At 35.9% G+C, this 13,688-nt stretch carries 18 protein-coding genes; 8 read left to right on the top strand and 10 right to left on the bottom strand.

Annotated elements, in window-relative coordinates:
* Positions 1-10: 10 nt before the first annotated feature.
* The 6 genes from AC1PJP_RS00910 to AC1PJP_RS00935 all read right to left on the bottom strand — a co-directional run bounded on the left by AC1PJP_RS00910 (position 11) and on the right by AC1PJP_RS00935 (position 4,312).
* Positions 11-535: a GNAT family N-acetyltransferase gene (locus AC1PJP_RS00910; protein ID WP_479766376.1), complete on the bottom strand. Its 525-nt coding sequence runs from the start codon at positions 533-535 to the stop codon at positions 11-13.
* Positions 536-613: 78 nt separating this feature from the next.
* The gene (locus AC1PJP_RS00915; protein WP_111854108.1) at positions 614-1,285 is read right to left on the bottom strand and encodes a YccT family protein; all 672 of its coding nucleotides are present in this window, start codon (positions 1,283-1,285) and stop codon (positions 614-616) included.
* A gap of 218 nt (positions 1,286-1,503) precedes the next feature.
* Complete coding sequence (locus AC1PJP_RS00920) at positions 1,504-2,100, bottom strand: nitroreductase family protein (protein ID WP_009392698.1); 597 nt, start codon at positions 2,098-2,100, stop codon at positions 1,504-1,506.
* 188 nt (positions 2,101-2,288) lie between these two features.
* On the bottom strand, positions 2,289-3,401 hold the full coding sequence (gene ftsY / locus AC1PJP_RS00925) for a signal recognition particle-docking protein FtsY (protein ID WP_013197637.1): 1,113 nt from the start codon (positions 3,399-3,401) through the stop codon (positions 2,289-2,291).
* Between the two features lie 120 nt (positions 3,402-3,521).
* Positions 3,522-3,848: a hypothetical protein gene (locus tag AC1PJP_RS00930; RefSeq protein WP_479766377.1), complete on the bottom strand. Its 327-nt coding sequence runs from the start codon at positions 3,846-3,848 to the stop codon at positions 3,522-3,524.
* Between the two features lie 104 nt (positions 3,849-3,952).
* Positions 3,953-4,312, bottom strand: a complete 360-nt coding sequence (locus AC1PJP_RS00935) for a hypothetical protein (RefSeq protein ID WP_004791942.1) — start codon at positions 4,310-4,312, stop codon at positions 3,953-3,955.
* A 216-nt stretch (positions 4,313-4,528) separates the two neighbouring features.
* On the opposite strand from AC1PJP_RS00935, the gene AC1PJP_RS00940 reads away from it, so the two are divergent.
* The 3 genes from AC1PJP_RS00940 to AC1PJP_RS00950 all read left to right on the top strand — a co-directional run bounded on the left by AC1PJP_RS00940 (position 4,529) and on the right by AC1PJP_RS00950 (position 6,130).
* Complete coding sequence (locus AC1PJP_RS00940; RefSeq protein ID WP_002121063.1) at positions 4,529-4,762, top strand: SEL1-like repeat protein; 234 nt, start codon at positions 4,529-4,531, stop codon at positions 4,760-4,762.
* Between the two features lie 417 nt (positions 4,763-5,179).
* The gene (locus AC1PJP_RS00945; protein WP_004791939.1) at positions 5,180-5,554 is read left to right on the top strand and encodes a DUF2750 domain-containing protein; all 375 of its coding nucleotides are present in this window, start codon (positions 5,180-5,182) and stop codon (positions 5,552-5,554) included.
* 144 nt (positions 5,555-5,698) lie between these two features.
* Positions 5,699-6,130, top strand: a complete 432-nt coding sequence (locus AC1PJP_RS00950; protein ID WP_004791938.1) for a CBS domain-containing protein — start codon at positions 5,699-5,701, stop codon at positions 6,128-6,130.
* A 51-nt stretch (positions 6,131-6,181) separates the two neighbouring features.
* Here the strand turns inward: AC1PJP_RS00950 and AC1PJP_RS00955 are convergent, their stop codons facing one another.
* Positions 6,182-7,390, bottom strand: coding sequence for an aspartate aminotransferase family protein (locus AC1PJP_RS00955; RefSeq protein WP_004791935.1), 1,209 nt, complete (start codon positions 7,388-7,390; stop codon positions 6,182-6,184).
* A 227-nt stretch (positions 7,391-7,617) separates the two neighbouring features.
* Between AC1PJP_RS00955 and grxD the strand changes: the two genes are divergently transcribed.
* The gene (gene grxD, locus AC1PJP_RS00960) at positions 7,618-7,959 is read left to right on the top strand and encodes a Grx4 family monothiol glutaredoxin (protein WP_004791933.1); all 342 of its coding nucleotides are present in this window, start codon (positions 7,618-7,620) and stop codon (positions 7,957-7,959) included.
* A 47-nt stretch (positions 7,960-8,006) separates the two neighbouring features.
* On the opposite strand, the gene AC1PJP_RS00965 is transcribed toward grxD, so the two are convergent.
* Positions 8,007-8,330, bottom strand: a complete 324-nt coding sequence (locus AC1PJP_RS00965; RefSeq protein WP_013197636.1) for a hypothetical protein — start codon at positions 8,328-8,330, stop codon at positions 8,007-8,009.
* 244 nt (positions 8,331-8,574) lie between these two features.
* Here AC1PJP_RS00965 and AC1PJP_RS00970 point away from each other — a divergent pair, with 244 nt between their 5' ends.
* Positions 8,575-9,474 (top strand): LysR family transcriptional regulator, encoded by a 900-nt coding sequence (locus tag AC1PJP_RS00970; protein ID WP_416663199.1) that lies wholly within the window; start codon positions 8,575-8,577, stop codon positions 9,472-9,474.
* Between the two features lie 43 nt (positions 9,475-9,517).
* Here AC1PJP_RS00970 and map read toward each other — a convergent pair whose 3' ends face one another.
* Positions 9,518-10,312: a type I methionyl aminopeptidase gene (gene map, locus AC1PJP_RS00975; protein WP_005306198.1), complete on the bottom strand. Its 795-nt coding sequence runs from the start codon at positions 10,310-10,312 to the stop codon at positions 9,518-9,520.
* A 354-nt stretch (positions 10,313-10,666) separates the two neighbouring features.
* Here map and brnQ point away from each other — a divergent pair, with 354 nt between their 5' ends.
* From brnQ to AC1PJP_RS00990, 3 genes are all read left to right on the top strand, one after another.
* Positions 10,667-11,968, top strand: coding sequence for a branched-chain amino acid transport system II carrier protein (brnQ, locus tag AC1PJP_RS00980; RefSeq protein ID WP_049836864.1), 1,302 nt, complete (start codon positions 10,667-10,669; stop codon positions 11,966-11,968).
* Positions 11,969-12,158: 190 nt separating this feature from the next.
* Positions 12,159-12,572, top strand: a complete 414-nt coding sequence (locus tag AC1PJP_RS00985; RefSeq protein ID WP_151827509.1) for a GlcG/HbpS family heme-binding protein — start codon at positions 12,159-12,161, stop codon at positions 12,570-12,572.
* Positions 12,573-12,845: 273 nt separating this feature from the next.
* Positions 12,846-13,100, top strand: a complete 255-nt coding sequence (locus AC1PJP_RS00990) for a hypothetical protein (protein ID WP_004791919.1) — start codon at positions 12,846-12,848, stop codon at positions 13,098-13,100.
* Between the two features lie 25 nt (positions 13,101-13,125).
* Here AC1PJP_RS00990 and AC1PJP_RS00995 read toward each other — a convergent pair whose 3' ends face one another.
* Positions 13,126-13,581 carry a hypothetical protein gene (locus AC1PJP_RS00995; RefSeq protein ID WP_479766378.1) on the bottom strand — a complete coding sequence of 152 codons (456 nt, stop codon included), beginning with the start codon at positions 13,579-13,581 and terminating at the stop codon, positions 13,126-13,128.
* Between the last annotated feature and the right edge of the window lie 107 nt (positions 13,582-13,688).

A 13,688-nucleotide genomic window follows, 5' to 3' on the forward strand; every position in this document is an offset into this window, starting at 1 on the left:
CAAAAAGACCTCAAATGAGGTCTTTTTTCATTTCAACCAACTTAATAGGCACCCTTGGCACACCTACATTTGCATCAACTGGATATGGCTGTTCATTACCCGTTTTCACATATCCACGTCTTTCATAATAAGCTATCAATTCAGAACGGACATCAAGTACATGCATTACAGCCTTCGTCAGATGTGGATCTTCTTTCAATGCGTATTGCTCTGCATATTCTAAAACAGACCGACCCACTCGCATATTTTGAACTTGAGGTTCCGTACAGAATGTTCCAATCTCAACCTGACTATTTTCAAATGTGAGCCCAACACACGCAATAATTTTAGAAAATTCAGTTTCCGCTACCAATAATGTTGAATTCTCAAGTTGTAGTTGTTCTTCTAATTGATGCTCTGTGATACGTAGTCCTTTTACCCACTCGAGCTCTGTTGTCCAACTTCGACCCTGCTGTTCTCGATAAGACTTATTAATTAAATCTACAAGCTGTGGAATATCCGCAAATGAAGATAAACGGAAATTTAAATTATTCATAAAGTACACTTAGGCTATTTATAAAAATTCTAACAATAAAGCCGATATTAAATCGGCTTTATTTTAAATAGCAATTAATTAATTTGATTGTTCAGCTAACCATGCCATGAATTTTTGACGCTCAGCTTTAGATGCTTTCTGCCAAGTTTCAACTAAACGTTGATCATTCGTTTGTGCTCCACCTGTTGCTGCCATAGACGTTGCAGTTGGCACAACAACTTGAGCGGAAGTAGGTTTAGCCGATGCATACACTGCTTCAGGCTGTGGCTTAGATGATTTAGTTGTAAAGTCAGTTACTTTACCCAACAAGCCAGTTGCAAACCATGGCTTAGCTTCATTGTTTGCGCCCGTTTGTTTCACAATTAATTCATTATTTGCACTGTATAAAGCAACTGTTGGTTGTTCAGCATATTTTTTCGCATTTTCATAATCTTTAGGTACATCTACCATCGAAAGCTTATAAGTTTTCCCATCTTGCAATGCAGGAGTTTGAATTGTGACTACACCAGATTTAACAATGTCATGCTCACCATTTAAATGTTCAAAATATTCTTGATAGCGCACGCTTAAGCTAGTTTCACCCGCATCAACTTTATAATTATTTTTAGATGAACGAAATAACCCAGAATTGACTTCTTGACCATTCACAGCAAGGATTACAATTTCCTCTGGCGCTGTAATTGTAACTGCTGAAAATACCGAACTACTGAGTAACAAACCAATTGCAGCAACACCTAATCTTAAAGTCATCTGTCTCTTTCTCTATATTTGATAAGCTATGAAATCATGAGCAATATGCAATATGATTGTGACTATTTTATGACAGTGCAGCGATCCATTAATTTTTCGATTTATTATTATTAAATATACATTTGAATTTTATCAATTTGTGTTGCTTTAACCTTTTTATTAATTCAAAAAGCACATAAAAAAAGAGTACCTATTTAGGTACTCTTTTTAACTTTCAATTAGTTGAAAGTTTTGAAACGATCAGCATCATTAATAAATGCTTTTTCGCCTGCTGGTGCTTCAACTGAACCAAATACTAATTGAGCACGTAGTTTCCAAGTTGCAGGAACATCAAAAGCTTCAGCAGCTTCAGCATCAACAATCGGGTTATAGTGCTGTAAAGATGCACCTAAACCAAGCTCTGAAAGCGCAGTCCAAGTTGCAAATTGAGCAATTGCACTTGAATGTTCAGACCATACTGGGAAGTTATCTGCATATAATTCGAATTGCTCTTGTAAGCTTTTAACAACGGCTTGGTCTTCATAAAATAAAACCGTACCAACGCCAGCTACAAAGCTATCAATTTTTGTGTTTGTACCAGCAAAAGCTTCAGCAGGAACAATTTTACGTAATGCTTCACGAACCAAATTCCAGAATTTAGCATGTGATTCACCATATAGTGTCACCACACGTGAAGACTGCGAGTTAAAAGCTGAAGGACTATGTTTAACCGCTTCACGAATAGTTTCTTCGATTTTAGTGCGATCTAATGCAACATTTTTACCAATTGCATAAATAGTACGACGATTTTTAATTTTATCTAAGAAAGTAGACATTTTGTTATTTCCTACCTATTGATTGACCAAGGGCCGTTGTTTGGGAATGAATACAGTGTATTAAAGTCATTTTTCATAATCAGCATTAAAAATATGACAGTTCGTTTTATTTTCGCAACAATAAAAAAAGATATACATATAAAAAAAGCTTCACGTTTTAGTGAAGCTTTTGAATGCTAACAACCGTTTTACTTATCAGTTTCAAACAGCGCCGCAACAAATGATTTAGCCGAGAATGGTCTTAAATCATCAATTTTTTCACCAACACCAATAAAACGAATTGGCACATGGGTACGACTTGCAATATTAAAGAGCACGCCACCTTTCGCAGTCCCATCCAGTTTGGTAATGGTAATACCAGTTAAACCCACAGCTTGGTCAAACTCTTGCACTTGGTTAATCGCGTTTTGCCCTGTACCCGCATCTACTACCAACATAATTTCATGAGGCGCAGTTGCATCAATTTTTTGCATAACCCGTTTAACTTTTTTAAGTTCTTCCATTAAGTTGCTTTTATTATGTAAACGACCTGCTGTATCTGCGATTAATACGTCAATTCCTTTAGCACGAGCACTTTCAAAAGCATCAAAAATAACAGAAGCACTATCAGCTCCGTGACCTTGAGCTACCACAGAGATATCATTACGTTCACCCCAGATCTGTAATTGTTCTGTCGCTGCAGCACGGAAAGTATCCCCAGCAGCCAACATCACTTTTTTACCTTCGCCTTGCAAACGTTTCGCTAATTTACCAATCGTTGTAGTTTTACCAACACCATTTACCCCAACCATTAAAATCACATAAGGTGATTTGTTAGGATCAATATGCAAAGGTTTAACACGTGGGGCCAACAAAGCAACCAACTCTTCTTGCAACGCTTTATATAGAGAGTGGGAATAGATCAAATCACCACGAGCTGTACGCTCTGTTAAATTGGTAATAATCGTTTTAGTAGCTTCAACACCAATATCTGCAACTAATAATTGCTCTTCGACTTCTTCGAGTAACTCATCGTCAATTTCTTTTCCGCCAATCAAGATATTGACCATACCATCAGCGAAATTACGACGAGTTTTGGTTAAACCCTCTTTCATTCGGCCAAAAAAACCGGTTTTTGGTTGTTCAACCGCAGCTTCTGTAGAAGCTAATTCAACTTTGGCTGCTTCAATATTTTCTTGCGATTTAACAGGAGATTCAACGATGGGAACATCGATAGCAGGTAAATTAGGTAATGTGACATCGTCATCACCGATCTCAGCATCTATCAAGAATTTATTTTGCATATTCGATTGTTGCTCCATGCGGATTCCTTGAAAAGCAGCGCGTTTAAAAAGATAAAGTTTAGCATAAATTCAAAATTTTGCCTGCCACAATAGTGCTCAAAAAGCTTTGGAAACCAAGATTTAGCCTGATTAACCCATTTACTGAGTATCTTCCTGAGCGAGTGCTGGATATTGCTTAATATGAGCACCCTCAAATTGGTAAGCATGCATTAACTTTAAATAATCTGCCCGATGAATTTCTGACTGAGCTATAAGCAACTCAGCCATGTCTTGAGTTCTTGGATAAGTAGCCTGATGAGAAAGTTGTATAATTCGTTGATATTGATCCGGACTAATAGGCCGAAATAATGCTAAATATGACAGCACAAAAATACAGCCAATGACAATAACCACAAACAGGTTAAAACATTGATCAACTTTTAACTCAGACTTTAATTTAAGAAAATTTTGTTTGAATATGAGCATGACCTACCTCGAATTAGTGTAGTGTAGGGTTCAATACTCATAAGTACAAGATCAAACATCCAGTAAGGTTAATAATCATACCTTACTGGATAGTATGAGTATGCTTAACTTATTAGTGAACGAATGACGGAAAAGTATAAAATCGCCGCAATAATCACCAAGACTAAAAACATAGCAAAAATACTTAAACCTTCTTCTGCATCTGCTGGATGCAATTCATCTTCATCAGCAATTTTTCGAAGCTCCCCATCATAAACTTGATAAAACCAGTTTTTTTGGGCCGGTTCCAAATGACCAGCAAAATCAAACACCCTTTTACGCTGTGCTAGACAGTAATCCCCTAAATGGATTTCCTCATGAAAAATAGCTTCATCTAATAATTTACGGTGATAATGGGCCAGTTCTATGATTTGTTCCTCTTTAGGAGGCGTGTCAAAAACAAAGCCATCGATTGTATTTGTCATATTTTATTCTCCTTGTCTTTTATTCTCATATTGATTTTAATCAAAATTATTTGTGAATAATGTTTAATCATGTATCCTAATAGTGAACTAAACGAAATGACAAATAGTTGACAAATCCATCAATTTGTAATATTAGTTTAATAATTCTAAGTTAAATTAATTTAAAGGCACTAGCCTTTAGAAAAAAGTAATCATAATTACAATAAGGAGTTTTCTATGATTCAACGTATCTCTCATCATGATTTAGAACATGTATATGCAACTGCAGTAAACACAATTCACTCTCAAATGAATTTCCAAGATGCGGTTGCACAGTTAGAAGAAGTTGCTCGCGCTGGGCATGGTAAAGCCGCTCTATTCTTAGCAGAATTGTATTATCAAGGTTTCCGTGTTGAACGTGACTCACTTAAAGCACAATATTGGCAAAAGTTAGCCACAATGCAAGCATAAAGAGACGTCACCTAGGTGGCGTTTTTTTATGTCCGTAAAAATTTGATATAAACCAATTCATCCCTTATCTCTTCTTGCGCTTCACCAAAGCTTTAATCGCTTTGTTTTGCTCAGGTGGCGTTTTTTGTACCCGTAAAGACCCAAATTTATCAATTTATCTAAAGCCTTACTTCGCCACTTCAGTCATGGCTCAGGTGGCGTTTTTTTATATCCGTAAAAACATTCTATAAATATAATTTGCTACGCACTTCTTTTCTTTTGTCCAACGCTAATGTCAAAGTCCTAATCTTTTTGACGTTTTTAAGTGGCATTTTTATAGCTGGGAATATTTGTTTACGATTTGATACCTGTTTAAACTGAAATGTCATCTGATTTTTCTATAATAAGCAAGATAAGTTAAGAACCATTAAATTGACAATGAATAGTTTAAGCAATCTGCAACCAGTTTCAAAAGACTTGATGATTAAAATTTATATTTTAAGAACTATGATGTATTGCGGAGTCCTCTGGGGATTATTTCATCAGGGTTGGGCAATTAAATCAGATCAAGAAGACTTTATTTTTCCCTTCTGGCTCAATGGATTGCAAGCTCACCGCTACGCTAAAGAACATTGGCCACATTACAAACCTAGAAGAATTACTCCTAAAGATTTTCACGAGTCTTTATTACCAACTTTAACTCGACTCAACGTTACACCAGCTTTGTTTAATTCATCTCATCGCAAGTTGAAATTATCCACACAACAAATGCAACATTTCTTTTTTAAACATCCGCACTGGCAAGGAGCCTAAAGTTTTCTTTAGGTTCTTAATCTCTATTAGAATGCTTTTTGAACGCTTGAGTGTAAAACTTGTATTTGAATGACTATGAAGTATTTGCATTTTTATAAAATCAAGCTAATTTAAAACAAAATGATAAAACACAGGACAGAAGAAATGACAATCGTTGCACAAGTAATCAAAAACAAATCAGAGCAAGATATTTTTACAATTTCTCCTGAAGCCACTGTCCTTGAAGCAATTAAGATCATGGCTGATAAAGGAATTGGTGCGTTAGTGGTAGCCGAAGGTGAAAAAGTTGTCGGAATTTTATCTGAACGTGACTACACGCGAAAAGTGACACTGATGGAACGTTCTTCATACAGCACTACAGTTGCTGAAATTATGACATCTAAGGTGCTTACAGTAAGTCTAAACAACACAGTTGAAGAGTGTTTACAGCTTATGACAGATCGCCACTTACGTCACTTACCTGTATTAGACAATGAAAAATTAGTTGGTTTTATCTCTATTGGTGACTTGGTAAAAGCAGCAATGGAAGACCAGAAAAATTTAATTGAACAGTTAAAGCAGTATATCTCTGGTTAATTATTCGAAATAAAAAATGGGCATATAGATGCCCATTTTTAATACTGAAACTTAAAGATAATTGTTAATCAAAGCAACTAAACGTTCTAATAAGTCATCAGCTTGTGCTTGAGTCATATTAATTGGCGGTAAAAGACGAACTACCGAACCTGCTGTAACGTTGATAATAAGCTTGTGCTGATCACGAGCAATCGCAACGAGTTCAGCACAGTCTTTAGGTAATTGAATACCAATCATCATACCAAAACCACGCACCTGAACATTCTTGTCAGCTAACTGTGTGCGAAGTTGATCCACAATATAGCGTCCTACTACCGCCGCATTTTCTACAGCATTCTCTTTTTGAATTGTATCGATTACTGTATAAACCACACGAGAACCTAATACAGTACCGCCATAGGTAGAACCATGACTACCAGGTCCTAATAAACCAACAGCTTTACCTTGTGTCATTACTGCTCCTACTGGAAAACCATTTCCAAGTCCTTTCGCAGTCGTCAAGACATCAGGCACAATGTTGGTATGCTGATATGCAAAATATTTACCTGTACGGCCATTACCTGTTTGAATTTCATCTAACATCATTAGCCAGTTGTGCTGATTACAAATATTGCGAACTTCTTCAAGATAGCTAAAGCCTTGAGGAGCAGTATTAATACCACCTTCACCTTGAATTGGTTCAATCAAAATCGCAACAATATCAGGATGCTGCAATGCCGCTTCTTGAATTGCTTCTACATCACCAAATGGCACACGAATAAAATCATTGGTTAAAGGAGCAAAGCCATCTTGTACTTTCTTATTACCAGTTGCTGAAAGTGTTGCTAAAGTACGACCATGAAAAGATTGTTCTGCCACAATAATCTTTGGCAAACGTACACCTTGTTGAGTACCAAATTTACGAGCAATCTTAATCGCACCTTCATTTGATTCAGCACCACTATTTGAAAAGAAGATTTCTTCCATACCAGAAACCTCTGCAAGCTTCTGAGCAGCAGCAGTTTGCCAAGGAATTTCAAATAGATTACTTGTGTGCACAAGTGTTGCAGCTTGTTCAGCAATTGCTTCTGCAATAACTGGGTGAGCATGACCTAAACCACATACAGCAATACCCGTTAAAGCATCTAGATATTCCGTACCATCCTCAGTATATAGATATGCCCCTCGGCCTCGTACAAAACTGATCGCTTGGCGACCATAAGTAGCCATTAAGTGTGATGGTTGATCAGGTTGTATTGGAGCTAGGGTAATATCAGTCATAACGAACTCTGTCTGTATGAGGTTTTTAGAAGGGTTTATATAAACAAAAACTGGCTCTGATGAAAAGTCTCATCAATCATTTATCTAAAATTTCGTCTGCTTTTCGCTATCACTTCGGTTTATACAATAAAATATTGAATATTCAATGCAACTTTAAGCATTAAGGTGGTTTGCAAAGCAACATAAACACCCCCTATAATGCTGCTAGATTAGTTGAGGATCTATTTATGACTGAACAAGCACGTGATACTGAAGCGTTAATCCGCGATCAAATTGCGAAGCATCCCGTTTTACTTTACATGAAAGGCACTCCACAGTTTCCACAATGTGGTTTCTCTGCACGTGCTGTAGAGGCGCTCAGTCAAATTGGTCGTCCATTTGCATATGTAAATATTCTGGAAAATCCTGATATTCGTGCAATGTTACCAGCAATTGCGAATTGGCCTACATTCCCGCAACTTTGGGTAAATGGCGAACTTATTGGCGGTAGCGATATTATGCTAGAAATGTTCCAAAATGGTGAATTAAAACCATTAGTTGAACAATATAGCGCTGCACCAGAAGCGTAAATAATAAAAAAGCCAATCAATAGATTGGCTTTTTTATGTTCTTAATTTTAAAGATCGCTTACCCCAACATAGCGAAACAAACCTTCCACACCTAAATCAGATTTTAAAACAATCAAATTTTCATAAGCTGTTGTAGTCAAAGCTTCAAAAATGTTCATATTTGGATCTTCGTGCAACTCATCCACGCTCTGGCTCATGCACTCTTCAAATCGATCTGCAACAAATTCAAAGCCCAAATCCATCGCAATAAATAAAGTATGTTCGCATGGCTGAACATACTGTTCTTGTGCCCAGTCAATTATCGCTTGTTTGCAAAATGGACACTCAATATTTGCAGAGGCATCGTTAAGTTCTATCAGTTGATAAGGCATTAGATTTGAAAAGTAGAGAAAAATATAGTGTAGAAGAAAATGATGAACACTTCTATAGACAATGTCTAAAGCTACTGGAAATGTATACATTAAAATTACAACGTAATTACAATATAATTTCAAAAAGCCATTCCTAGCAATGAGTAATGAATTTATCCCCCACTTACAAAAAATTTAGTTTAAGAATTATCGTTGCAAAAATAATAATGTAAAATCATGGTTGTTGCAGAAATAGGATATTTTAATGCTCACCGATCTTGATGATTTTTATTGTTTTGCTCTTGTTGTTGAGCATGGTGGCTTTAGTGCTGCTGAGCGTGTAACGGATATACCAAAATCAAAATTAAGTCGCCGCGTTTACAGCTTAGAGGAAAACTTGGGGGTTCGCTTAATCCAACGTAGTTCTCGTCATTTTGCTGTTACAGATATTGGGATGGATATTTACAGACATGCTCAAGTCATGATGAATGCCGCTCAAGCTGCCCATGATTTGGTTGATCACTTAAGTATTCAACCTAGAGGTGTAGTGAAGGTTAGCGTTCCTGTTGATATTGCTCAAAATCAACTTCCAAAAATCCTACCTACTTTCTTAAAAAAATATCCAGAAATTCGTTTGCAACTGATGGTCAGTAACCGCCGAGTAGATGTGATTAATGAAGGGATTGATATCGCGTTACGAGTTCGCTCAAAACTAGATGACGATCCAAGTTTAGTTCTTAGACAGTTTGCGCTTATAGAACAAAGCCTATTCGCAAGTCAGGCCTATTTAAATGAGTTTGGGGATATAAAAAATCCTGAACAACTCAGTGAACACCGTATTTTAAGTTTGTCTGAAGAGCATCTCGATCAACAATTCATCCTGCATGGACCTGACAATCAACAGAAAAAAGTGAAAGTTAGCCCAACAGTAATGGGAACAAATATCTATATGCTCGCCCAACTTGCGAGTCAAAATTGTGGTATTGCTTTGTTACCTGACACAGCGGCTGAAGATTTTGTGAAATCGGGGCAGCTTGTACAAATCTTGCCAGATTGGAAAGCAGCTCACGGTATATTCCATGCCGTATATCCATCACGCCGAGGATTGCTACCTGCTGTTCGAGTATTTATTGATTATTTAGTAGAAAATCTTTCTGAGCGTTAAAATAAAAAAGTTCGATAATTTATCGAACTTTTTTTTATATTTTTCAAATTGCAGGATAGCTTCCCACACCTTCAGGCCATGGGGTTAATAGTTCAAAACCAGTATCTGTTACTGCAACCATATGTTCCCATTGAGCAGATAATGAATGATCTTGAGTAATGACGGTCCACCCATCATTTAACTCTTTCACTTGCGGTCTACCTGCATTTACCATTGGCTCAATGGTAAAAACCATTCCTTTCTTTAAGACCAAACCTTGCCCACGCTGCCCATAATGCAAAACATTAGGTTGTTCATGATAGACCTTACCAATCCCATGTCCACAATATTCTCGAACAATACTATAGCCTTCTCGATGAGCAACCGACTGAATAGCATAACCAATATCACCTAATGTAGCTCCTGGCTTAACAGTGTGAATACCTGCAACCATGGCCTCATAAGTTGTATCAACTAATTTTTTTGCTTGTGGATTTACATTACCCACAAAATACATGCGGCTCGTATCACCAAAATAACCATCTTTAATAATTGCGACATCAATATTAATAATATCGCCATCTTTTAAAATTTTATTCGGCGATGGTATGCCATGGCAAACAACTTCATTGACTGAAGTACATATCGTTTTTGTAAAACCGTGATATCCCACATTAGCAGGAATAACTTTTAAATTATTTACAATATAGTCATTACAGAGGTTATCTAAATACTCAGTAGATACGCCCGGTTTAATATAGGCCTCTATCATTTCTAAAACTTGTGCAGCCAAGCGCCCAGAAACTCTTAACTTTTCCAGATCTTGTTCAGTTTTAATGGTAACAGTAGAAGCTCTCATTCAATTCTATCCTCGCAGACAAGAAACATGCCCTTCCCTACAAAAACCTAAGGTAATTCAAAATATTTTAGGATGAATATAAGTCAGACCAAAAGCCTAAAATGCTTAAATATTCGGCATTCACAATAAAAATTTATGTTTTTATTCTTACATATTTTTTATAAAAAGTCAGAACTTAAAAAGAAGTTCTTTTCTCCTTTTTATGGCTTTTCAAGTACATACTTTAACCAAACAAACGCTTATAACACTATATATGGTTTTAACCACCTGAAAAAAAGCTTTTTCCCATAAATTAGCGCTTGATCATGATTACTTTTGCTCTAAAATTCCTTCTTTTTTTATTAACTTTAATTTATGCAACATCTTCGTACCGGAGATATTATTGCCTTAGGTTTTATGACCTTTGCCCTTTTTATTGGGGCTGGCAATATTATCTTTCCTCCCATCGTTGCTCAACAAGCTGGTGAGCATGTATGGTTAGCTGCACTAGGCTTTTTAATTACGGCTGTCGGCTTACCTGTAATTACCATCATGGCACTCTCTCGTATGCAGGGTTCCATTGAAATTATTAGCTCTCCTTTAGGTCGAGTAGCAAGTCTGATTTTAACTGTTGTTTGTTATTTATCAGTCGGCCCTCTATTTGCTACCCCACGTACAGCTACTGTTTCTTATGAAATTGGTTTTTCCTCTTATTTTGGAACCTCAAGTAGTAGTCTTTTAATCTATAGCGCAATTTATTTTTCATTTGTAACTGTAGTTTCACTTTATCCAAACAAGTTATTGGATACTGTAGGACATGTACTTGCTCCACTAAAAATTATTGCTTTAGCAATTTTAGGTATTGCAGCAGTGATGATTCCTGCGGGTTACGTACCAGCTCCGATCAACCATTACGTCACATCTCCGGTTTCAGAGGGCTTCGTAAACGGTTATCTCACTATGGATACGTTAGGTGCACTAGTATTTGGTATCGTTATTATTCAAGCGATTTACTCTCGCGGCGTTACCGATAAAAAATTAGTCACCAAATATGCAATTATTGCCAGTCTCATTTCAGGTGTTGGCCTTACTTTAGTTTATTTAAGCTTATTCAAATTAGGTTTAGGTAGCCATGAAGTAGCACCAAATGCAGCAAATGGCGCAGTAATTTTACATGCATATGTACAACATGCTTTTGGAAATATGGGTTCATTATTCTTAACTGGACTAATCTTTTTAGCATGTATGGTTACAGCAATTGGCTTAACTTGTGCGTGTGGTGAGTACTTTGCTCAGTTAACGAAATTACCATATAAGCTTTTAGTATTTATTTTAGTTGGTTTCTCTTTCATTATTTCGAATCTTGGCCTAACTAAACTGATTGCTATTTCAGTACCTGTCTTAAGTGCAATCTACCCACCAGCAATTGTGGTGATTATGCTGAGCTTCTTCTGGAAATTTTGGCATAAACCTTCTTTCATTGTCGGTTCAGTAACAAGTATTGCTTTAATTTTCGGTATTATCGATGGTCTTAAAGTTGCAGGCTTCAGCAATTATTTACCTGAATTCCTTCAGCATTTACCATTAAATGAACAAAACTTAGCTTGGTTGATCCCATCTTTAGTTGTTCTTGCAGTTACCGTAATTATCGACAAAGTTAAATTCAAAAGCATTTAATCTAGTGACTTTTTTGAAATCGAGTTTTATCCAAACATGATTTTATATATTGAATAGAATGCTGTGTTTACCCAACCAGCATTTTATTTCCACACTAGTTTTTAATGACAAATCAACTATAGATATAATTAATTTTTACTGTAAAATTACACTAAAATAATTTTTAGCTACTCAGGAAAGAAGAGCAACAATGAAAACTAAATATTACCTAACATTAGCAGATGCAGAGTTTTTAATGGAAGAAGCTCAAAAATATGCAATTGAACACAACTTTAAAGTCAGCATTGCGATTGTTGATGAAACAAGCTCTCTATTATTCATGAAACGATTAGATGGTGCTTCTCCTCTAACTACACACCTATGCCTAGAAAAAGCAAAATGCGCTTCAATATCAGGTAGACCGTCAAAATTTTACGAAGAACTTCTAAAAAGTGGGCGTCTTGGTTTCTTAAGTATGCCTAGTGCTCAAGGTATGTTAGAAGGTGGAATACCGATTATTTATGAAGGTGAAATTTTAGGTGCTATTGGTGTATCGGGTGTTCAATCTTTTGAAGATGCAGAAATTGCTCAACATGCGATCGATAGTTTTTTAAAAAAAATATAATAGCTAAAGCAAAACCACAGGAAAGAGAAATTAATACACTTTTCATTTAAATAATTTCTCTTTTCTAAAAGAACAAGTATTTCATACAAAAATATTAAACATTTACTTTTTTAATACCTTAAACCTTTATAAATATAGAGGTTTTTATAAAACTGCTCAAAAAATTTTCTATTTGCTATTGAACTGAATCAAAAATAGCAGTACAACATTAAACTTAAAACTTATTCTTGACTAAAACATTAGGTTTTAGCGCAACCACAAGGAGGGATGGAGATGTTATCATTACATTTCAACAAACAAGTCTTCATTAACACTCTGAACAGCAAAGATTCAGTTGTTTATGGAGTAACACCACTTGCTCTTATGCTGACTTTACTGTTTCAAGGTATGATTAAAGGAAATCTGAAACCCGAATACTTTATGTATGCGATGGTCGTTTCTTTCATATTTTGTGTGTGGGCCTTTGTCGATCATAAGATGCGAAAACTAGCTAAAAGACGTCTTAGTCAACAAAATTTGAATTCTTAAAAAATGGATGAGTAATCATCCATTTTTATACACCTATAAATAAAAAAATTGTTCCAATAACTAAAATAGCTGTAGCGAATAATTCAGTCACAATTAATCCCACCATCATTAAAGACATTATCCACGAAGGTAAATTAAATCTGCCCAACCGATAGGGAGTTTTGAATTGATTTGTCGTGTCCTGTAAACATCCATGTATGATATAAACCAATATTGAAAAGCTAAAAAAGAAAATATTCGCTAACACACACCACAAAGCAACGTTTTCATTTAAAACAGTAAAATAGCTTAATACAGCAAGAATCAGACTAGCAGCCGCATATAGCAAGCTACTACGATGAGCAATGTCAACATAATAGTGGGCACGATGTAACTCTGAACGGCGTATTTGCCAATACTTCCACACCCCTGTGAACATTCCTACCCATAAAAATATGCCACTAAACACAATTGCTAACTGTACAGCTTTCGGTAAATCCATCTTTTTTCCAATTATTCGTTTTATTAAAATTTAAAAAGCTGTATAGCATAAATCTTGACTTTATAGTCACATTTTAATCAAGTATCGTTTTGGAACTCGTGTAAATT

It is taken from the genome of Acinetobacter sp. V116_7 (genome assembly GCF_056735735.1).